The organism is Clostridium thermarum (assembly GCF_006351925.1).
Taxonomy (GTDB): domain Bacteria; phylum Bacillota; class Clostridia; order Clostridiales; family Clostridiaceae; genus Clostridium_AU; species Clostridium_AU thermarum.
Map to the genome: position 1 here is coordinate 2,917,435 of NZ_CP040924.1, position 19,770 is coordinate 2,937,204.

At 34.1% G+C, this 19,770-nt stretch carries 18 protein-coding genes and 1 pseudogene; 9 read left to right on the forward strand and 10 right to left on the reverse strand.

The genetic code is table 11. The features are described 5' to 3' along the window. Positions 1–8: 8 nt before the first annotated feature. Positions 9–4,163: pseudogene (locus FHY60_RS13130) on the reverse strand (RHS repeat domain-containing protein). A 452-nt stretch (positions 4,164–4,615) separates the two neighbouring features. On the opposite strand from FHY60_RS13130, the gene FHY60_RS13135 reads away from it, so the two are divergent. The 4 genes from FHY60_RS13135 to FHY60_RS13150 all read left to right on the forward strand — a co-directional run bounded on the left by FHY60_RS13135 (position 4,616) and on the right by FHY60_RS13150 (position 9,017). Then, positions 4,616–5,911, forward strand: a complete 1,296-nt coding sequence (locus tag FHY60_RS13135; RefSeq protein WP_139904066.1) for an IS30 family transposase — start codon at positions 4,616–4,618, stop codon at positions 5,909–5,911. A 238-nt stretch (positions 5,912–6,149) separates the two neighbouring features. Beyond that, positions 6,150–6,749, forward strand: a complete 600-nt coding sequence (locus FHY60_RS13140) for a hypothetical protein (protein WP_139905473.1) — start codon at positions 6,150–6,152, stop codon at positions 6,747–6,749. A 92-nt stretch (positions 6,750–6,841) separates the two neighbouring features. After that, positions 6,842–8,218, forward strand: a complete 1,377-nt coding sequence (locus FHY60_RS13145; RefSeq protein ID WP_139905474.1) for a DDE-type integrase/transposase/recombinase — start codon at positions 6,842–6,844, stop codon at positions 8,216–8,218. 1 nt (position 8,219) lies between these two features. Then, positions 8,220–9,017 (forward strand): ExeA family protein, encoded by a 798-nt coding sequence (locus FHY60_RS13150; RefSeq protein WP_139905475.1) that lies wholly within the window; start codon positions 8,220–8,222, stop codon positions 9,015–9,017. A gap of 613 nt (positions 9,018–9,630) precedes the next feature. Here the strand turns inward: FHY60_RS13150 and FHY60_RS13155 are convergent. The 4 genes from FHY60_RS13155 to FHY60_RS17985 form a co-directional block, all read right to left on the reverse strand. Beyond that, a complete protein-coding gene (locus FHY60_RS13155) occupies positions 9,631–12,321 on the reverse strand; it encodes a DUF927 domain-containing protein (protein ID WP_139905476.1) in 2,691 nt (896 codons plus the stop codon). Between the two features lie 31 nt (positions 12,322–12,352). Beyond that, positions 12,353–12,598 carry a hypothetical protein gene (locus tag FHY60_RS13160; protein WP_139905477.1) on the reverse strand — a complete coding sequence of 82 codons (246 nt, stop codon included), beginning with the start codon at positions 12,596–12,598 and terminating at the stop codon, positions 12,353–12,355. A gap of 44 nt (positions 12,599–12,642) precedes the next feature. Beyond that, on the reverse strand, positions 12,643–12,858 hold the full coding sequence (locus tag FHY60_RS13165) for a hypothetical protein (RefSeq protein WP_139905478.1): 216 nt from the start codon (positions 12,856–12,858) through the stop codon (positions 12,643–12,645). 127 nt (positions 12,859–12,985) lie between these two features. Next, the gene (locus tag FHY60_RS17985; protein WP_180375406.1) at positions 12,986–13,162 is read right to left on the reverse strand and encodes a hypothetical protein; all 177 of its coding nucleotides are present in this window, start codon (positions 13,160–13,162) and stop codon (positions 12,986–12,988) included. Positions 13,163–13,334: 172 nt separating this feature from the next. On the opposite strand from FHY60_RS17985, the gene FHY60_RS13170 reads away from it, so the two are divergent. Further along, positions 13,335–14,195, forward strand: coding sequence for a DUF6076 domain-containing protein (locus FHY60_RS13170; protein ID WP_139905479.1), 861 nt, complete (start codon positions 13,335–13,337; stop codon positions 14,193–14,195). A 91-nt stretch (positions 14,196–14,286) separates the two neighbouring features. Here the strand turns inward: FHY60_RS13170 and FHY60_RS13175 are convergent, their stop codons facing one another. From FHY60_RS13175 to FHY60_RS13185, 3 genes are all read right to left on the reverse strand, one after another. After that, entirely contained in the window at positions 14,287–15,180 is an 894-nt protein-coding gene (locus tag FHY60_RS13175) for a nucleotidyl transferase AbiEii/AbiGii toxin family protein (RefSeq protein ID WP_139903937.1), read from the reverse strand. After that, complete coding sequence (locus FHY60_RS13180; RefSeq protein ID WP_139905480.1) at positions 15,180–15,785, reverse strand: type IV toxin-antitoxin system AbiEi family antitoxin domain-containing protein; 606 nt, start codon at positions 15,783–15,785, stop codon at positions 15,180–15,182. Before FHY60_RS13180 ends, FHY60_RS13175 begins: the two co-directional genes overlap by 1 nt. A gap of 400 nt (positions 15,786–16,185) precedes the next feature. Beyond that, positions 16,186–16,371: a hypothetical protein gene (locus FHY60_RS13185; protein WP_139905481.1), complete on the reverse strand. Its 186-nt coding sequence runs from the start codon at positions 16,369–16,371 to the stop codon at positions 16,186–16,188. 135 nt (positions 16,372–16,506) lie between these two features. Between FHY60_RS13185 and FHY60_RS13190 the strand changes: the two genes are divergently transcribed. The 3 genes from FHY60_RS13190 (at position 16,507) to FHY60_RS13200 (ending at position 17,595) form a co-directional block, all read left to right on the forward strand. Further along, positions 16,507–16,962 (forward strand): hypothetical protein, encoded by a 456-nt coding sequence (locus FHY60_RS13190; RefSeq protein WP_139905482.1) that lies wholly within the window; start codon positions 16,507–16,509, stop codon positions 16,960–16,962. A 20-nt stretch (positions 16,963–16,982) separates the two neighbouring features. Next, the gene (locus FHY60_RS13195) at positions 16,983–17,318 is read left to right on the forward strand and encodes a DUF3267 domain-containing protein (protein ID WP_139906462.1); all 336 of its coding nucleotides are present in this window, start codon (positions 16,983–16,985) and stop codon (positions 17,316–17,318) included. A gap of 112 nt (positions 17,319–17,430) precedes the next feature. Further along, positions 17,431–17,595, forward strand: a complete 165-nt coding sequence (locus FHY60_RS13200; protein ID WP_139905483.1) for a YvrJ family protein — start codon at positions 17,431–17,433, stop codon at positions 17,593–17,595. Positions 17,596–17,648: 53 nt separating this feature from the next. Here the strand turns inward: FHY60_RS13200 and FHY60_RS13205 are convergent, their stop codons facing one another. Further along, on the reverse strand, positions 17,649–17,828 hold the full coding sequence (locus FHY60_RS13205) for a peptidoglycan-binding domain-containing protein (protein WP_180375407.1): 180 nt from the start codon (positions 17,826–17,828) through the stop codon (positions 17,649–17,651). 243 nt (positions 17,829–18,071) lie between these two features. Here FHY60_RS13205 and FHY60_RS13210 point away from each other — a divergent pair, with 243 nt between their 5' ends. Then, positions 18,072–18,326 carry a hypothetical protein gene (locus FHY60_RS13210; RefSeq protein WP_139905485.1) on the forward strand — a complete coding sequence of 85 codons (255 nt, stop codon included), beginning with the start codon at positions 18,072–18,074 and terminating at the stop codon, positions 18,324–18,326. A gap of 185 nt (positions 18,327–18,511) precedes the next feature. Here FHY60_RS13210 and FHY60_RS13215 read toward each other — a convergent pair whose 3' ends face one another. Beyond that, positions 18,512–19,738 carry an IS256 family transposase gene (locus FHY60_RS13215; RefSeq protein WP_139905486.1) on the reverse strand — a complete coding sequence of 409 codons (1,227 nt, stop codon included), beginning with the start codon at positions 19,736–19,738 and terminating at the stop codon, positions 18,512–18,514. Positions 19,739–19,770: the final 32 nt, after the last annotated feature.

The following is a 19,770-nucleotide window of genomic DNA, read 5'->3' on the forward strand; positions in this document are numbered from 1 at the left end:
TTCTCCTCCTATGCAAATGCAGCAGCCCAACCTGATACTGGTAATCCAGTTGCTGCAAAAATTAGCACTCCTCCAACCACAACGACACCTGCTAAAGCAGCTCTTGTTGTATTAACTCTATAATCATATAATACTAATGCCCCACTACAATGTGCTGTAATATCATATATACCCTCAGATAAATATATATATCCACTAAAAGCTTGAGTACCCAGTATTGGTTTATCAAAATTATATTTTTTTACAAAACTTGAAGTGTATTTATTTAACTGATTAATACCTGCTGAAATACCTCTTTTATTATCTCTTTTTACTTCCCAAACTTCACGAGTACTTGGAGAATAAATATCCATAAAACCATTAGGGATTACAGAAGACCTGCTACTGTATGTGGCTATTTGAGTAACAGTTATTTTTCCCTTAAGTTTAAGCAATGACCTTGTCATTTCTAAAACTGCGTTATGCAAATCTACAAAAATTCTTAAAGATGGAGCATGGCCACTTGGATCTGCAAACATTACAGGATTGTTATTTGTGTAAGCATACTGATTTAAACTTCTTGGCTCATCTTCAAACCCTTGGAAAGTATCCCTTGTTATAAACCTTCCAACATTTGCATCATAGTATCTTGCCATCAAGTAGTAAAGTCCTGTTGCTTCATCATATCTGTATCCTGCATATCTTAATGGGTTAGCTGATGCCATTGAGCCTGATTGAGATACAATATTTCCATAAGCATCATAATTATACTCTGCAACAACATTACCACTTCCATCAGTTAAAGCAATCACATCTCCATGACCGTTTACATGGTAATAATAAGTTACCCCATTCTTTATAATTGTTGCTGGATTGCCTTGTGCATCATATGTGTATTCGGCAATAATATTGTTGTTTTCATCTGTTTCATAGACCACTTTGTCCCCGCTGTAGTGGAAATAAATTGTTCCACTGGCTGTGGTCATGCTGTTTCTTCTTCCCTCATGGTCATAGGTGTATGAAGCGATGGTTTGATTTGAGGAATTCTTTACCTCTATTAGCCTGTTTTATACATCGTAGATAAATGTCTTATTGCCATTGCTTGTGAGGTTCCCATTAGCATCATAGGTGTATGCCTGACCATTTACTGACACAAGTTCATTACCATCGTTATAGGCATAATTTGTTATTGTTGAGCTTCCATTTGTTACTGTCTTCTTTGTTCTATTTCCTACTGCATCATATTCATAGGAAATTGTTGTTCCATCAAGAAGGGTTTCCTGTATCAGTTGGTTGAGTTCATCATATTGATAATTTATTGTCCCATTCTTTGTTGCAACACTTGTCCTATTGCCGTTGGCATCATAGGTGTATTCATATTTGTCAAGAAGCTCTCCAGATGAGTTGTAATTTTTCAGTGCCTTTAGGCAGTTTGCATCGTCATATTCAAAGGAAGTATATGTTCCATTTGAACGCTTTATTAATATTACATTCCCCTGCTCATCATAAATAAATTTCTCAATACTTCCTCCATTTCTTGTTAAATTCACAATTTGATTTAATGAATTGTATGAATATCCATAGGATGCAGATGCTGCACCTGATGCTATTTGCAGGGATGTTAAGTTGCTGTTATTGTCATATCCATAATCAATACTATTTGAGTCACCTTCCTGCTGCTTTATAACTCTGTTATTTTTATCAAAAGTATAGGAAATATTTTTACCTGTAGCTGTTTCTGTAACAGAATTTATATTTCCATTAGCATCGTATCCATAATCCCATTTCTTAACTCCATTATAATATATTTCACTTAATCGGTTAAGAGCATTATAGCTATAGGATACTGTATCTCCCTTAGGGGATATTATTTTTGTTGTATTTCCATTTTTATCGTATCCAAATTCTATAATTTGATTCAATGGATTTATAATTTTTGAAACCTTGTTAAATTCATTGTAATTATAAGTTGTAACCTTATTTCTTGCATCGGTAACAGTTGTACGATTTCCGGCATTATCATAACCATATATGGTTTCATTTAATTTTGCATCTTTTACCTTGGTTAAAAGATTTCTCTTATCATAGGTAAAGAATGTCGTTTTTCCTTTGCCATCTGTAATGCCTGTTTTATTTCCAACAGCATCGTATTGGTATTGAACTATATTTCCAATGGGGTTTGTAACTTTTGTTATATAGTTTTGATTTGTATCATATTGATATCCTGTAATTGAATTACCTGTTTCAAGACGCATTGCATCAAAATAAGCTGTTCCTGCCTGATTGTAGTAATAATAATATACATCAATTGAGTTAAATGCTTTTGCAGGTTTTATCTCTGCAGCTACATGCTGCCAGCCTTCTGTTGTTTTGCTAAAGTCATTTGCAAAAACTCCTTGACTACCATCAGTATAGTTTGCAATCACTTGAAGTGCATAGTCTCCACCGCTTGGATTTGCACCTTCCTGCTTTGACCATCCTGATAGGGTAAACTTTGTATTCTGATCACCTGAAAGGTTTATACGCTGCTTGATATATTTATTTTTACCTGTTTCTCCTGTCATCTTGAATGAAGCATTTCCTACATATACGTCATCATCTGTCTGGTTAGATTTTAGATAAACTTTATCATTTACCGTTAAATTACCACTTGTCTGCCAATTAAAAGGCATATTTTGACCATCATATTTCTCAAATCCTGCATTTTCTACAAGACTATAAGCACTTACTATTGTTCCCTTTTCTAACTGAATACCATCAAAGTACGCAGTGCCTGCTCCTGCATTCATCCCTACAGAAGCTGCAATTTGAGTAGTTCCTGCCGGTGCACTATCTATAGCTGCAAAAACCCTTGTCCAGTCATGAGTTCCTTTTAGATAGTATCCGTAAGTGTGGCCTTTCCAAACATTATTGGCATCATAAAAATCTACCTTAATGTAGGCAGAATTTGTTGTATTTACAGTTTTAATATAACCGCTTATTACATATTTTTGTCCTGTTTCATAGGGTAATTTATCGGAAGAAACTGTCACCCAGCCTGTAGGATTTGAAATACTTAAGCCTTTATTACCATATTTCGCTGTACTTGGCCATGTGATTAGTGCTGTTTTACCATTTTCTATAGATGATGTCCATTTATCCGGCCAAGTAGTTCCATTTTCAAAATTTCCGTTTGATATTAGATTATCAGAAGATGAAATCATCCTTGTATCATAATCAATATTACCATTTGAAAAATATCTTGATGCTCTTGTCTGAATATTTGCATCTGTAGCTTCAAGTTGATTGTTATTATTATCGTAGGCATTTATGCTTTGATATCCATTAAAATCTGTTTGAACTACAGGATTGTTTCTTTGATCATAAACTGTTGTTGAATTTTGTCCTTCTGGAAGCTGAACACCAGTTACATTGCCGTTAGCATCATAGGTTATAACATATGCATTTGTACCATTTACTTTATTAATATTTGGTTCAATTATTTGTGTTAAATTATTGTTATTATCATAGAAAAATGTTGTTACTGCCTTATTTTGAGCATCTAATGGATTTTCTGTTATCTGAACAATATTTTTATTAGGATTGTATAAATAGTCTATTCTTTTGCCTTCACCATCTATTAGAGTTGTTACGCTATTATTAAAATCATAGGAATAACTTGTTGTGCTCGTGGTTTGCAATCCATTTATTGTTATAGGATGACTGATGTTCTTTACACTGCCAGCTTCATAAGTTATTGTTGTTGCAATATTTCTTTGGTCTATTATCGAAATTAAATTATGATTTGCATCATACCCCATAGATATCTCTTTTAATTCAGGGTCAATTATCTTTATAAGATTCCCGTTGGCATCATATTCATAACTTATTGTACGAGAACTTGGAATATTAATACTGGAAACATATCCATTAGCTCCATAGTTAATAATTACCTCTCTTAAGGATGCATCTTTAATTAATGTCAACTTTCCATTTGTATAGAATAACTCCGTCTTATTATTGTTTGTATCTATTACGGAACTTAATTTTCCGCTTGTATTAAAATTTATTTTCGTACCATCTGCTTGTGTAATGGTATAAGTTCCATCACCATTTTTTACAAGATTTAAATATATTCCTCCATGTGCCTTATATCCTCCGCCAACCTCTTCTCCAAATATATGACGGGTTCCATCACCATCCATAAAGGTTATTGGGCCTTTGCCTGCATCAACAATCTTTGTTTCTACATTACTTGTCCATCCATAGTGTTTTTAGCAATGATAAAGTACCGAAAGGTACTATTTTTTTCTCACAATGCCCTTCCGCCGGAACTGGAAATAGTGTAGGATAAAAAAGTAAGAGCACCCTCAATATGTCCTAGCTGACATAAATATGAATGAGAGTGCTCCACCTAAGCAAGATGATAATATTATATTTATTCAAGGATGTCAACAGCTATTCTGAAAATATCCATAAATATAAGTATGGCTTTAATTGCAAAAGTAAATTCCACCTCTCTAGGTGGTAAGAGTGGATTTTAATTCTACAAATATGAAAGAGTATAGAGAGTGGAATTTAGTAATACAAAATATTATTATATTGATATATGCGTCATTACAGTAATCCTTGCTTGGTAAGGAAGGAGTTTTTCATTATGGCTAAATTCAAACACTTTACGTTAGAGGAAAGAGTCTCTATTGAAATAATGCTTAAAGCCTCCCTTTCTTTCAAAGCAATAGCCCGAGAGCTTGATCGAGATTGTACAACCATTTCCAAAGAGGTTAAAAATCATATCATGTACAAGCGAACAGGTTCTTACGGTAGACCTTTTAACAACTGTATTCATCGTTTAACTTGCAACCATACATATCTATGTGAGAAATCACATTGTAGAATTCGACGCTGTCGCTTTTGTTCAGATTGTTCAAAATTCTGTTCTGATTACAAAGCATATACTTGTCACTTACTCTCTAAGCCACCTTATGTGTGCAATGGATGTGCTAGCCTTACAAAATGTACTCTGGAGAAAGCAATCTATAATGCTTCCTATGCCCATGATGAATATGTACTTCGTCGTTCTGAGTCACGAAGCGGCATAACTATTTCTGAGGACGAGATTAAACGTCTTGATAAAATCATAACCCCACTCATTCAAAGAGGTCAATCTATACACCATATCTGCGTTAATAACAGAGACCTTATCATGCATAGTGAAAAATCAATCTACAACTATATTGATTACAATCTTTTCTCCACAAAAAATATTGACCTTCCAAGAAAAGTTGTTTATCGTCCAAGAAAAAAGCTTAAAAATCATTTTAAAGTGGATAAGTCCTACAGAATTGGACGCACATATCAGGATTTTCTTGAATTCATGAAGGAAAATCCTGATACTCCAGTAGTTGAAATGGATTCTGTTGAAGGTACTAAAGGTGGTAAGGTGTTGCTCACTATCCATTTCGTTGATTCTCAGTTTATGCTTGCTTTTATTAGGGATGCAAACACTTCACGTTCCGTCATAGATATTTTCGAAAATCTTTATTTGGAACTGGGGCCTGACACTTTTCTAAAACTATTTCCTGTCATTCTAACTGACAACGGCAGTGAGTTTACAAATCCAAAGGCTATCGAGTTTGATAGGCAGGGAAACCGCATAACACGCATCTTCTACTGCGACCCTTCAGCGCCATATCAGAAAGGTGCTGCAGAAAACAACCATGAATTGATCCGGAGAATTGTTCCTAAAGGCCAGAGCTTCAACTCATTTCAACAGAAGGATATCTCATTGATGATGAGTCACATTAATTCTTATTCAAGAAAAAAGCTGAATGACCAGTCTCCATACTCGGTATTCAGCTTCCTTTACGGCGCTAAAACGCTCGCAAAGTTGGATTCAGAACTCATCAAACCAAATGAGATTATCATGAATCCGAGTTTATTAAAATATTAACCTACTCAAGCAGGGATTACCGCTGGCGCTTAAGTTAAAACTTTTTCAATGGGTGGAATTTACCTTTGCAAAAAAAACGGAAAATATTCACCCTTTGTTTGCTATACCCAAAATCAGCTGAAATCTGCTTGAGCTACTTAAATTATACCTCATTTTTGTCTAAAATAAGCAAAAAATTACTCTTATAACCAAAAATCTTATCTAGTATCGATTTTACGGTGGAAGTTAATTCTACAAAGTGGAAGTTAACTTTTCAATTCACCAATATAAGTATGGATTAGAGTATCTGAGGCTAAAGTGTCCTAAGTGTGGATGTATATTATGTTATTGGGGTTCTTATGAAGTAAATTATGTTGATGATGACTGTGAAAGAAAGCTTCTAATACTCAGAGGAATGTGTAAAAAGTGCGAACAGTCCCACTCAATAAAACCATGGTTCTTACCGGGGAAACATCAATATGCATTACCTTGCAGAGAAGCAGCTGTGCTGGCGCACAGGAACGAGAAGGTAGGACTAAGACGAGCTTTGCGAGCAGGATTTAAGAAGAAAGAAGTGTCCTTAATGAATCTCAAGTACTGGATAGAGACTACAGCTAGGAAGTGCAGCATTTTAATATCTAAGATACTTGCAATAGTACAGAAACACTTCGGAAATGAAGATACCATATCCACTTACGTTAGAGAGATAAAAAGAAATGATAACTTTGAGTCAATTTACAGGCTAAGCAAGTGGTACATAGAATTAATTACCTGTAAAGCTGTTTCTGATTGTCCCGAAAGCTGGTTTAATATAATTAATACAATAAGCAACATAGAATGTACCGGGTTGTATCTTTGAACAAAATCCACATAAATTCGTAACTTTTCCTGTAAAAGGCTATGGCCTAAACTAAAATCAAAGGTTTTTACAAGAAAAAGGAGGACAAAGTTATGGATGATAACAAGAAAATGGAAATTGCACTGTTCCGGTACGGCTTAATCTTTGATCTTGTTAACGACAATTTGAGTAAAGAAGAAAAAACTGCTCATCGCAGGAAAATAATATCATCAGAGCATAAAATTCCCTACTCAACTCGTACCCGGATTGATGAAAGAACACTAAGAAAGTATTGTCAAATGTATCGTGAGGGTGGCTTTGAAGGATTGATGCCAGGATTTAGAGCAGATAAGGACAAAGTTAAGGCTGTTACTGAAGAAAACCTTATTAAGGCGATTCAATATAAGAAGGAAGTACCGGAGCGCAGCGTAAGGCAAATCATTCAAATAATGGAGCTTGAGGGTGTGATAAAAGGGGGTGAAATAAAGCAATCAACCCTTTCCAGGTTAATAAAAAAGTACTCTGAAGTTTATGAGTCAGAGATAGTAACTAACAATAAAGTATTCAGGCGCTATACCATGGAAAGAGTTAATCAAACCTGGCAGAGTGATGTTAAATACAGCGTTTATCTTCCGGATCCTAATAACCCGGATCGGATGATTCGGACATACCTAATTGCATTTATTGATGACAAGAGCAGGTACATAACACATGCCCAATTCTACTTTTCTGAAAGCAGCGAATGCCTTGAAGACTGCTTTAAGAAGGCTCTTCTCAAATGTGGAGTGCCGGAACGCTGCTATATGGATAACGGTAAGATATATACAAGCAAGAGGCTGGACGCCATTTGTGCTCAGCTTGGGAGTAAAGTAATTCATTGTGCTCCATATTCGCCCGAGGGAAAGGGAAAAATTGAAAAATTCTTCTGGTACGTTGATAAATCCTTTGAACCTGAAGTGAGAGTATCTAAGGTTAAGACTATAGATGAGTTAAATGTGCTATTTGCAGCGTGGTTAAATAAAAATTATCATGAGAAAATACATTCCGAAATTGAAAAGACTCCAAACGAAGCTTTTGCAGAAGGAGATGGGTATAGAAAATTCATTGCTCCGGAGGAGATTTATAGAATCTTTCTATACAAAGAGGAAAGAAAAGCTAATAAGACAGCTGTTATTAGTGTTTGTGGCAACCAGTATGAAATTGATCCAAGACTTGCACGAAAAACAATTCAAGTAAAATATCATCCTTCAGACCTGACAAAAATTGAAGTATACTACCAAGGTGATAAGTTTGCTGACGCAAAGCCTTTTCAAATAACATTTAGAACCTATGATGAGTATAAATCCGGTGTAGTTGCATCACCACCAGTTATTGTTGAAGGTCAACTGAGCTATTTGGACTTGCTAAAACAAAAACAAGAGCAGGACCTTGTAGACAAGAAAAATAGAATGAGTTTTACTAAACTCTATGGTAAGGAAGGGAGGGCTTAGGATGTATGAATCATACTATGGTTTCAAAAAGACTCCCTTTATGCGAAGCATAGATACTAAAGAGCTCTACCAGCATCAAGACTTTGTAGAAGTCAAACACAGACTTAAATATGTCATGGAGAAAAGAACCTTCGCGGTAATAACCGGCCCTGTCGGTGCCGGCAAAACGACAGTTTTAAGGTGTATTCGTGAAGAGCTAAATAACAATATTTACACTTATATATACATATCCCAATCAGCCCTTACTCCAAAGATATTCTACAATGAGATACTGAAACAACTGAATTTAAACACTGTCTACGCTAAGCCGGAGGCAAAGCTTATGGTGAATAAAGCAGTCCTGTCCATGTTTAATGCAAATAAGATTCCAGTCATTGTAGTGGATGAAGCACATCTTCTAAGTGATGCTATGCTTGAAGAAATAAGATTTCTTATAAATTTCGATATGGATTCAATGTCTCCACTAAGTTTGATACTAGTAGGCCAGCCGGAACTTAGACAAAGGCTTAAGTTAAGAACCCTGGAAGCTATTGCTCAAAGAGTTATGGTAAATTATCACCTTGATGGACTAGACAGGCCTGGTACAGAGGACTACATACTAACTCATCTTAAAGTTGCAGGTTTAGGAACACCATTGTTTACTGATGAAGCTATCAATGAGATATTTCAATATACTGCAGGGATACCTAGAAAAATAAACAATCTTTGTGAGAAATGCTTGTTGGAAGGATATATTCATGAGAAAAAACTTATTGATGATATTTTAGTAAAGAGAGTTATAAAGAACGAGTTTGAATAATATCTATGCTGCCGTTTAGGCAGCATTTTTTTTTAATAAAATTCCGCTAGCGCTTCCAACTTCTCTGTAACAATTGGAAATTCTAACGGAATGATATCATGGAAAAATTCCGGCACAGTAGTGTGAGAAACAACAACTTTCCTTTTACCCATTTAATTAAAACCTCCTTGTGCTCTTTCACAAGTTCCTTATAAGATTCTGTTTGGTCATAGTAATTTTTACACATATAAATCTCTCCTTTTCCTTTTCATTTTGCCATTACCAGTATTACCAGTGTTTTACCCCACATACCTTCAATATATATAGTAATAAAATAATTATTGTTTTTTACTCTTATAATCAAGTGTTCTATACGTAGTATATATTTATGGTTTAGTGGTATTACTGGTAATGGTTATATATATTATTTTAATAAAACATAGTGATATCAGTACTTACAGCTATTTTAAAGTTTACTTTTGCCATTACCAGTACCATTACCAACATTACCAGTAAAATTATATTTTTGATGCTTTTTTCACTGAACACTTTAAACTACTATTAATAATCTCAATGATTTTTCATGCCATTACCACTGTTATATTAAAATTTTACTACTTTACTGGTAATGGCTTCACTTTAAAAAATCCATATCTACATCATAAGCACCTATTTCTTCTCTATTATCACCCTTTGGTAATTTAACAACATATACTCTGCAAGTTTTTCCACAGATACTTCTTGATACCTGAAATCGCCTTATCCCATCTGAATCCACTTGATTTTCAATATACCCTCTTTCAGCAAATCCTCTAAACACCTTCTTTGGTGAAAAGCCTGCCTCCTCTAAAGCCTTATGTGCAAAGGAAGGAATAACTAAATAATTTTCATCTGCATCTACTCTTCCATATCTAGGGCTTGGATTATCAAATTGAAATCTTTGGCTATTAGCAATAAGCCATCCAGTGAACATCTCCCATGCCCTTTCGATATTATCATTTTGTGTTAGCTGCTTATTATTTTCTATCATAGCTGAAGCTGTTCTTATAGCATTTTCTTTAGCAGCTGCTTCATCTTCTCTAAATACATACATAGAAGATAAATAATCCCCAAGGCACACTGTAGCTACCTCATCAATATAAATGCACTCTTGATATTTCTCTTTTAGTCTTGTCCTTAACTCCTCATATAGAGCTTTTAAGAAGTCTTTGTTATCGTGTATATCTTTACATAACTTGGTCACAAATTCACTACCAGCAAAGCCATAATGTGCTTCAGACACCTCATGCATAAGGCTTGCAAGTGCTATATCCTCCACAGGCTTTGCATATATTTCAAAAGTTCTAGTGCTTGCCCCATCTTGCATATTGCTGCCAAGCATAGCTTCTTCTCCTGTAGTTATTATAATGTTTCTCCAAGTACGTGTTTCTTGAATTCCTCCATCTTTATTACCTCTGGTTCTTCCTTGTCCTTGGGATAACATATAAATGATGCTATCAGTAGTCATTCTTTTGGTATTTAAAACTTGAAGTTCATCTATAGCAAAGGGCAAATTTCTTAGTGCTGTTGCCATTCTCTCAAGTCCTACTATGGTGCTGTTAAATGAACCAATAAGCTTATGTGGATTTCCAAAGGCAGACATAGAAAGCTTTATAGTAGCTGTTTTACCACTTCTACTGTTATGCCACAGATGAATAAAGAACACTCTTTTATGAAGCGGTTCAAGTAATATAGATGCAAAACTTGATGCCATAATAAACCTTGCAGCAGGATTTTCCCTTGCTAATCTTGCAACCTCTATCCATCTGCTATAATCTCCATTAGTTTTAAGTCCTGACATTATCGTTGATGCCTCTTTGCTATCATCCTCAAACTCTAAACTTCCCCTTGTACTATAGGGAAAAAACTCATTATCCTTCAACCACCCAAGCCTAGCCACTGATTTTACAAGAGGTATTGCTCTGTCGTTTTCTCTTTCAAAATCAGATAAATAAGAAATTAAATCTGATGCATTATTAGAGGATACTGGAAAGCTACTATCAGCAAGCCTAAGTATGCTGTTTCTATTAAATATAACTGACCTTGGCGCAAGTACATTTCTCCAATAACCATCTCTAAAGAAAGCTAACTCTACCTTTTCAGTTTCCATATCTAAATTATGAAATCTTCTATTTATAACAACTGGAGTAAAACTTACTGGCACTGTCTTTATATTTCCTTCTGCACTCTGCTCACATTTAACTATGCCTTCTTTAAAATCAACATTCCACCCAAAAGGAACATTATAGCCTTTAGTATCTAAACCCTTAAGCTCTAATGGCCTTTTATTGTAAGTTTCTTTTTCAATGCGTTTAATATGCTTTATACTCTTTTCTAAATCCCTAAAGTTAACTTTTCCCTTTAGCTTGGACTTAATTAATGCAAAGGTAGCAGGATCACTTTCTTTCACCCTTGAAAGCTTATGAAGCATTTCTTTATCATAAATCTTCGAATAATCTTTTAAACTAGAAATAGCCTCAAGCAAATCCTCACTCTTAAATTCTTCCCATTCATCACCAGTTATAGGGTCTTCAGGCTTATACCTGCAAATGCTTTTAGCAATAGTTTCAATCTCTTTAGCCTCAAGTGGTGGATTGCACCTATCTTCATTTTCAGCTAAAAGTGCCGCCCGTATCCCCTCATAGCTTAAACCTTTTCTCCTCAATGCTCCTGCCATGCTTGCCATCACTGCATTTCTTGAGCCTTCTTCAATAATATCTGGTATTTCCTTAAAGCTAGTTCTTTTGTTTAGAATTAAATCCACAAGCCATTCATCTGGTGTAGCCATTTCAATATCATCTATCCACTCATAATAATTACCACTTTTATGAATGCTCCCAGGAGCTACAACAAGTCCACCATTTGCTCTAATATCTACACCTTTAAGTATTCCAACCTTATTAGGAATGGTTACTCCTTTTGGAATTAGGTAGTAGTGATGACTTCCACCACTACCAGTCCTAACACTTAAAGTTTTCCTAAGTTCCCCATACTCCTTTAAGCTTTCATAGCCGCCATGTTCTATATCAACATCAAGTACAAAATAATTATCTCCAGTAGCAAAGCCTATATTAGCATTGGGATGCTTCTTAAACTCTGCTATAATTTCTTCTTCAGATGTAGTCGCTTTTTTCATCCAATTGCTATAGATTGGATGCTTACCACTACTTTTGCAATCAGCACCTTTACTGCAAGTACAATTGCCAGCTTCATTAATTCCATGAAGCATAACTATCTTAAACTCCCTTTTAGCATAGCTTACTGCTAAACTTGCTCTATCTTCCACATTCTCACATCCTTTCCCACATAGTATAAGATTACTCTTCAAACCATGGTGATTCTGTAACCTTAGTGTTTTCTGATACATAGGTAACTAGATTTCCATATTCACAAAGGCTATAAATATATTCTGTATCACAGCCTGTGCTTTCTATAAGACCTTTTACAGAAGCAATAACCTCTGTATCTTCACACTTAGCAAGTATCTTTAATTGCTCCATAATTCTTGCAATTATAGTTTCTGATCCGTATTCATTTATAAGTTCATTCAAATTCTTAGCCATTTATAAATTCCACCTTAATTTTTTGTATAAAAAAAGCACCAGCATTAAACAAGTGCTTGCATACTTCCTTTATTCTTTTTCACTGGCATTTTCCCTAAACTTAATTTAGGGCTGCTTGTTATAACTCTTCCTTGAGATGCAGAAAAAGCTACAAGATCTACTCTGCCAAATTCATCCAAAGCTTTTACATCTCCAAATAATTGTCTTCTCTCCTGCATAAGCCTATACTGCTTATACTTTCTGCTTGTATTTCCAGACATGCTATCATCTCCATAAATTTATTTTTGAACTACATCGGTTTCACCAGATTTCTTCTGATCAGGTTTTAAGTACTATGCCGATTCACCTTAAACTTGTGCTATTAAGTTTTAATAACGTGTTTATATCCTATCTACTAGCTTTAACTTTTAAAATAGCCTCTCTAACAAGCTTTTTCTTTTCTTCTGGAAGCTCTTTTCTTAGCCATTTAACAAAAGTCATTTCAGAAATACCTATTGCATCAGCAACTTCCCATTGTCTTACATCAGCAATTCTAAATTCTTCTCTTAAATCTTTATTTCTCATAGCAACTCCTCCTTGACCGTTTAATTTTTTATGTTATATAATTACTATATATTCATTATAATTGATAACTATGTTATCATTCAATAGATAACATTACCGATTGTTAACAGTTTAAAAAAGTAAATTTGCGTTTAATCCTTGATAACATTACGCAGAAAGAAGGAACTATGATATGGCATTTACTATAGAATTTGATGATGCTAGACTTACCGAAAGAATATATGATCCATATAAAGGTGTAGATGAAACCGATACCCTTGGTATGTCTTTTGTTGATTTTTTTTCATTAGGAAAGGATTTATCTAAGAGGAATCATATTTATTTTCACTTGTTAGATGACCCTGATATGTATATAAATGATGACTCTTTTGTTTACGTGCGCATAAAAGAATTTATTGATATTTGTATAAAAGACTCTTCACTTTATACCATAGAGAATCTTATGTTTTTCTTGCACATGCAAGGTCTATCCATACCTCAGCATCATCTTAAATACTATTTTGACCAAGATATGATAATTGAAGATTTAGTTAATCCTTATATGGAAATGTCCCCTATGGAAAGAGCCATTAAAGGCTTTGTTAAGTGCACTAAAACCAAAAATGCCATCACCAGTGTTTATACCTGTGACAGCATTGAAGACATATGCATTGCTACGCTTTATCATTTAATAAAACTTAAAACCACTATAAAGATATGTACTAACTGCGGTAAATATTTTGTACCACTGCACCGATCCGATGCAGTTTACTGTGATAGGACTAGTCCATTTAATCCTGCTAAGACCTGTAAAGAAGATGGCTCACAAAGAACTTTTGAAGAGAAGCTGAAAATGGATGATGCTGAAAAACTAAGAAGGAGCATTTATCAAACTCTACAAATGCGTGTCAGAAGGAATCCTGAGGATGAATCCCACAAGGACTATTTTGAAAAGTGGAAAAAGGATGTTACTAGATGGAAGAAAGATATTAAAAGTGGGAAGAAAACCACTGAAGAGTTTGTCCAGTGGCTTAAATGGAGTAAGAAGAAATGAATTTGTAAACTTCACTTTAACTGTAAAAATAGAGAGATTCTTTAACAATTCTCTCTATTTTTATTAATCATTAATATTTAATTTTCTTTCACTATTTCCATCTACCTTCTTGTAAGTTCCATGTTAAGGAAAACTCTTTATTTTCAATAATTGAATCATAAATTGGCTTTAAAAATTTTACCAGTCTATCTATAACCTCAAAAAACTCTAATTCTTCCTTAGACGAAATTCGCTTTTTAAATGCCTTCCATTGCTGTTTCTTTTCCTTAGATTCTCTAAAGTCACTTGTAAATATTGTAGGAATTAATTGCAACGGTGTTTTCCTATGTTTAAAAGTAGTTTGAATTGCTTCTTTAAGTACTTTACCTTCAAAATTATATTTTTGTGATAAAATACAAATATCATAGAAGTCCTTCATCCTACTATTGGCTTCTGCTAAATATACCATTGCTTCAAATTTTTCAGCGATTACAGACTCCATTGAATAAGCTTTTAATAGCGGTTTTTTCATTTCTAAAAGAGATGGATACTCCATTTCAGTAGCACACGGAACTATTACATCTCCAAAACCAATATCCATTTGCAATACTTTTTTAGTACGGTCAAGAAACGCTGTTACCTTTACCCTAACGCCCTCATAATCAGCATCTTCTTTTATCTTTTCTACTGTAAGTGTATTCAAATCAAATTCAATAGCATCATCTTCCTTAATTTCGCATACTGATTTAAAAATTGCCTCCACATTCTCTAAAGAATTATTTAATTGTCTTGCAAGCATATCTATATCTTTAGTAGCTCTAGCCTTTTCCTCCAAGACTATATATAACAGCACTCCACCTTTTAATACAAATTTATCAGCATATTCCGAGATTGATATCCTGTATAATAATCTTTCAATTAAATATAAAGTAAGAAGATAATCAAAGGACTTTCCCTCTTTTACTGCTATATTCTTTAATTTAGCCTTTATACTATCAGAGTTCATTACAAAAGCACCTCCACATATGATTTTATATACTTTTTAACTCGAAGCTTTGTTGCATATTCAAAAAGGAGCTGCAAATTTTTATTTTTTCTAAGCATATAATTTTTTATAACTTCTAATGCCACATCATTTCCAACTCTTGAAGAATATTTAAAGAAATCACATACCGTCCTTTCTGCATTATAAACCCTAACCTTCATATGCTCCATAACATGCTCCTCTATTCCTAAATCTAAATTATCATTTGAGGTAAAAAAAAGGTCTACAGGCGGGTAATCTGGAAGCTTAGGTTTAAGCATTCTAGATGCAATGGTAACATTAACATCCGTAGGATTAACTGTAGTCATTTCATGTATCACTGCCGCCGAAAACATGCTAATAACTCCAGTTGGTATTATTGACTGCACTATTTCAAAATCATTTAAATCATCAAATCCAGAGTTCCAGCAATAGTATCCTGTTTTTATTTTTATCACATAACCTTTATCTATAAGTTCTTTAATATCTCTACTGCACACTTTATTTTCTCTTAATATTGCAGCCTTAATAATTGGCCCATATTTATCAAATAGAGTTTTAATATTATTAATTCTTTCACTGGTCATCTTTTCACCACCAAAACATAGATTTAATATTTTGTATCTATTTTTTTATACATATAGTATATCCATATTCTATATAAATATCAACGAAGTTATAGAATTTAATTTTGTAATAGTCTTTATACCTTCTATAGAAAACTTAAGCTATTTCGCAAATATCCCAATACTCCTAATTTAGCGAATTAGTACAACCCCCTAACACAAAAATTCCCCCAAACCTAAGTCTGAGGGAACATAAAAACACACTATTAAATTAATCTAAAAACCTTGAAACCCTTTGATATCAGCTCATTTACGTTCTATCTTCACAACCGTCTCCACATGTAGTGTTAGAGTAAACATAACTAATCCCCAAACCTAAAACTCGCTGCCACCACTGTAGTCTTCTCCGTATACTCCCTAATCACCTCATCAATCTTACACACATAAATTTTAAATTACATCCATCGCAACTCTTCAAAACCTGCGACTCAATAACACTACAGCTAGCTCCCTGAAAGCTCACATCAAACATAGTAGATGCAATAGCAAATTTGTCATACCGCTGTTCCTCACCAAAATTTTTAACAACATTATTATCTACAAACATTTCAATCCCTCCATATTATTGTTTTGGATTTTCTATTTTTCTCGTAAAAATAAAAAAATCTCTTCAATACACTAAATATGCATCCGCGGAAGCATATTTAATTATTAGTATAAATTTTTTATAGGAGTTGAGATTATGAGAAACAGAAAAGGATTATTAAGCAGAAGGAATGATAATTCCTCTGCAGATATGGAGAGCGTAGATATTTATTTTTCTGAGGATGATGATAATGGAGGAGAAGGAATTATTCAGGGAAAATCTATGGCAACCTTTAGCTTTACTACTAACAATAAAACCAATGTAACTGATGTACAAAAGGAAGTATCGCCAGCATTAATCGCTTCAAGTGATCAGACAGGAAATAAAAAGCAATATAATAGATCCAATCCACATGGAACTACTCCGGCAATTGATGGAGAGCACTTTACATTAAAGCGCGGCTATCAGCTCAGACCTTCAACCTTGCGGAAACTAAACGAATTAAAGTCCAAACACCCTGATGTTAATGTCTATTTAAATACAATTCTTGATGCGGCTATACAGCATTACTATGACTATATAATCAATAAAAATGGTGATTTTCCTTCGTAAGAAGATAACAAGAAAAGAATATATCTTCTCACGAAGGATTCACTGGATCCAAAGTTAAATTTGGTTTCAAAGGTATCTATGCTTATTGCCACGAGATATCCGGAATAAAAATTCATAGAACAAAGTTCCTATTAGTTCTCCTGGCACCGGTAACCGTAATATCTATCTTTTCTCTGCTAATTCCTATGTGGTTAGGTGGAATTGTCTTTATTTTAAATTTGCTGGGCAGTTCCGGTGACTTACTGATGTCATTTTATCTTATCAGAACAGATAGCTCTAGCTATATACTGGATAAAGCCAAAGGCTTTGAAGTCATCAGATCATTTACAGTTCCGGCTTCAGATTTACCTCAGTAGGTATAATAATGATAATCTTATCGTAATTTTATTATTTATTTCAATATACCTAAAAACCCCTTTCACTGCTGCATATTTAGTATTATAAGAGAAAGAAAGGGGGGGAATTACCATGGAGGACTTTTTAAAGGCTGTGGCAAATCTTGGGTTTCCGATTGCAGTTGCTACTTACCTTCTAATTAGAATAGAAGGTAAACTAGATAACCTGTCTTCTTCGATAAACCAGCTAGCTACAATACTTTCAATAAAGTTAGGTGCAAACGATGGAAATAAGTAAGTATGAGAAAACCGCTGTTATAGCAATTAAATTGTTATAGCAGCGGTTTCTTGTTATGTAGTCACTATTGCTGTCCATGTCTCCTTTCCAACAATTCCGTCAATTACTATTCCCTTATTTTCTTGATATTCCATAACTGCATAACTGGTAATATGCCCAAAATCACCATCTACCGGTATTGACTTCAGTACTTCTTGAACAAACCCAACAGCTGCCCCCTTAGATCCAACCATCAGGAGTGGCATTTTTTTAATGCATCCCCTAGTTCTTGGACCGAGTATATTATCTTCTGCAAGAATTTTACCCTTATCATCCCTAATACACAAAAGATTACATAGGTATTTAAACTAATTTACAAGGCCTTGATATAAAATTTTTATGCAAAAAAAACCTAAATATTTGAAACTTTAGTTAATATTCTGTATAATTGATTGTATTGAGAACTATATTAATTCTTAGTTTATTGGAGGAATGAAATGTTTACTGTCTCTGCTATTCTTCAAATGTTATTTACTATGCTTATTGTATCGTTTATACTATCTTTATTATTAGTACCGCTTAGAATTTCAAATGTAAAAGTTATGTTATTAGGAATAGGAATAATAGTTTTTTCAAACTCTGTTTTAAAAGGTATGATAAAGTATGGTATTGATGAACTAATTTCAGTTATTGGATTAAGCTTTTGTATTGTAGGATTTATAAAAAAGGATAATGAAAGAGAACGTCCATAGGTTTGTGTAAAATAGAAAAGACATGCTATTCTTTATTTGGAAATTATTACTGAGGTAAAACTCAGTAATAATTTTAATTTTTTGGGGAATTACTAAAAATAGATAGTGTAGCCTTTTGTTGATATTATTTTGTGCAATATTTTTATTATTATACATAAATATTCTAAATAGTACAGGCTTCTCAATTACAGATATTGTTCAAGCCTTTCATCAAACCGTATACTAAGTTGTGCCAGTGTGCTGGCCCAATTCTGGATAGGTGCGGTCCATTTAAGCATTATCTGCTCCGTGGCAAGATATAGAGCCTTTATAAGAGAATCATCAGTAGGAAATACTGTCCGAATCTTTGTAAACTTTCTAAGTTGTCTATTAAAACCTTCCAATGCATTGGTCGTATAGATTATCTTTCGTATTTCCGGTGGAAAATCAAAGTAAGTAGACAAGTTCTCCCAATTGTTTTTCCATGATTGTATAACTATTGGATACTTATCTCCCCACTTTTCCTCTAGCACTTGCAATGACTGAACTGCCATTGACTCATTTACGGCTTGGTACACAGTCTTTAAATCCTTCAAAAAGGCGTTCATATCCTTTGAGGGGATATACTTTATAGAGTTTCTTATCTGATGTACTATGCAGTTCTGAATATTAACTACTGGGAAAACAGCTTTAATTGCATCTGGAAGCCCTTTAAGACCATCCATACAGGCTATGAATATATCCTGAACCCCTCTGTTTTTCAAGTCATTACAAACTGATAACCAGAATTTTGCTCCCTCGTGTTCACCAATCCATATTCCAAGAATGTCCTTACGGCCCTTCAAATCTAGGGCCATACAAACATAGGCTGCTTTAGTAATTATTCTATGATCCTCCCTTACTTTAAAATGAACAGCATCCATGTATACTATGGGATACAGCGGATCTAGGGCCCTGTTCTGCCAGGCAACAACTGTATCCATTACTTTATCAGTGATCTTAGAAATCATTGCTGGGGAAATATCTACCCCGTACAGTTCATCTATTTCTGATTTAATGTCATCCACAGACATACCTCTAGCATAAAGGCCTATAACCTTCTTATCAAGCTCATTGCACACAGTTTCATATTTTCTGACTATCTTTGGCTCAAATTCTGCTTTTCTGTCTCTTGGAACATCTACTGCAACTTCTCCAAAGCTAGTTTTTATATTCTTTGAACTATACCCATTCCTATAATTTTTATCAACATCCTCTTGTCTCTCATACTTTTTTCGGCTAAGGTGTTCCTCCATCTCTGCCTCTAGAAACTGCTGTATTATCCCTCCAAACAATCTCTGCATTAATCCATTCTTGCCAACAAGGTCCTCCATGTTCTTACATTTACTCAATTCCTTATTCAAATCTATATCTGGTAATTCTAATAGGTTCATTTTTTATACTCCTCTCAAAAATATTTTATAGT

Bases quoted from the DNA above. Each gene is read 5' to 3' on its own strand.
- FHY60_RS13210 (WP_139905485.1), top strand. From the start codon at position 18,072: ATGTTTACTGTCTCTGCTATTCTTCAAATGTTATTTACTATGCTTATT.
- FHY60_RS13215 (WP_139905486.1), bottom strand. From the start codon at position 19,738: ATGAACCTATTAGAATTACCAGATATAGATTTGAATAAGGAATTGAGT.
- FHY60_RS13175 (WP_139903937.1), bottom strand. From the start codon at position 15,180: ATGAACTCTGATAGTATAAAGGCTAAATTAAAGAATATAGCAGTAAAA.
- FHY60_RS13145 (WP_139905474.1), top strand. From the start codon at position 6,842: ATGGATGATAACAAGAAAATGGAAATTGCACTGTTCCGGTACGGCTTA.
- FHY60_RS13135 (WP_139904066.1), top strand. From the start codon at position 4,616: ATGGCTAAATTCAAACACTTTACGTTAGAGGAAAGAGTCTCTATTGAA.
- FHY60_RS13165 (WP_139905478.1), bottom strand. From the start codon at position 12,858: ATGTCTGGAAATACAAGCAGAAAGTATAAGCAGTATAGGCTTATGCAG.
- FHY60_RS13200 (WP_139905483.1), top strand. From the start codon at position 17,431: ATGGAGGACTTTTTAAAGGCTGTGGCAAATCTTGGGTTTCCGATTGCA.
- FHY60_RS13190 (WP_139905482.1), top strand. From the start codon at position 16,507: ATGAGAAACAGAAAAGGATTATTAAGCAGAAGGAATGATAATTCCTCT.
- FHY60_RS13180 (WP_139905480.1), bottom strand. From the start codon at position 15,785: ATGACCAGTGAAAGAATTAATAATATTAAAACTCTATTTGATAAATAT.
- FHY60_RS13185 (WP_139905481.1), bottom strand. From the start codon at position 16,371: ATGTTTGTAGATAATAATGTTGTTAAAAATTTTGGTGAGGAACAGCGG.
- FHY60_RS13205 (WP_180375407.1), bottom strand. From the start codon at position 17,828: ATGGTTGGATCTAAGGGGGCAGCTGTTGGGTTTGTTCAAGAAGTACTG.
- FHY60_RS13160 (WP_139905477.1), bottom strand. From the start codon at position 12,598: ATGGCTAAGAATTTGAATGAACTTATAAATGAATACGGATCAGAAACT.
- FHY60_RS17985 (WP_180375406.1), bottom strand. From the start codon at position 13,162: ATGAGAAATAAAGATTTAAGAGAAGAATTTAGAATTGCTGATGTAAGA.
- FHY60_RS13150 (WP_139905475.1), top strand. From the start codon at position 8,220: ATGTATGAATCATACTATGGTTTCAAAAAGACTCCCTTTATGCGAAGC.
- FHY60_RS13170 (WP_139905479.1), top strand. From the start codon at position 13,335: ATGGCATTTACTATAGAATTTGATGATGCTAGACTTACCGAAAGAATA.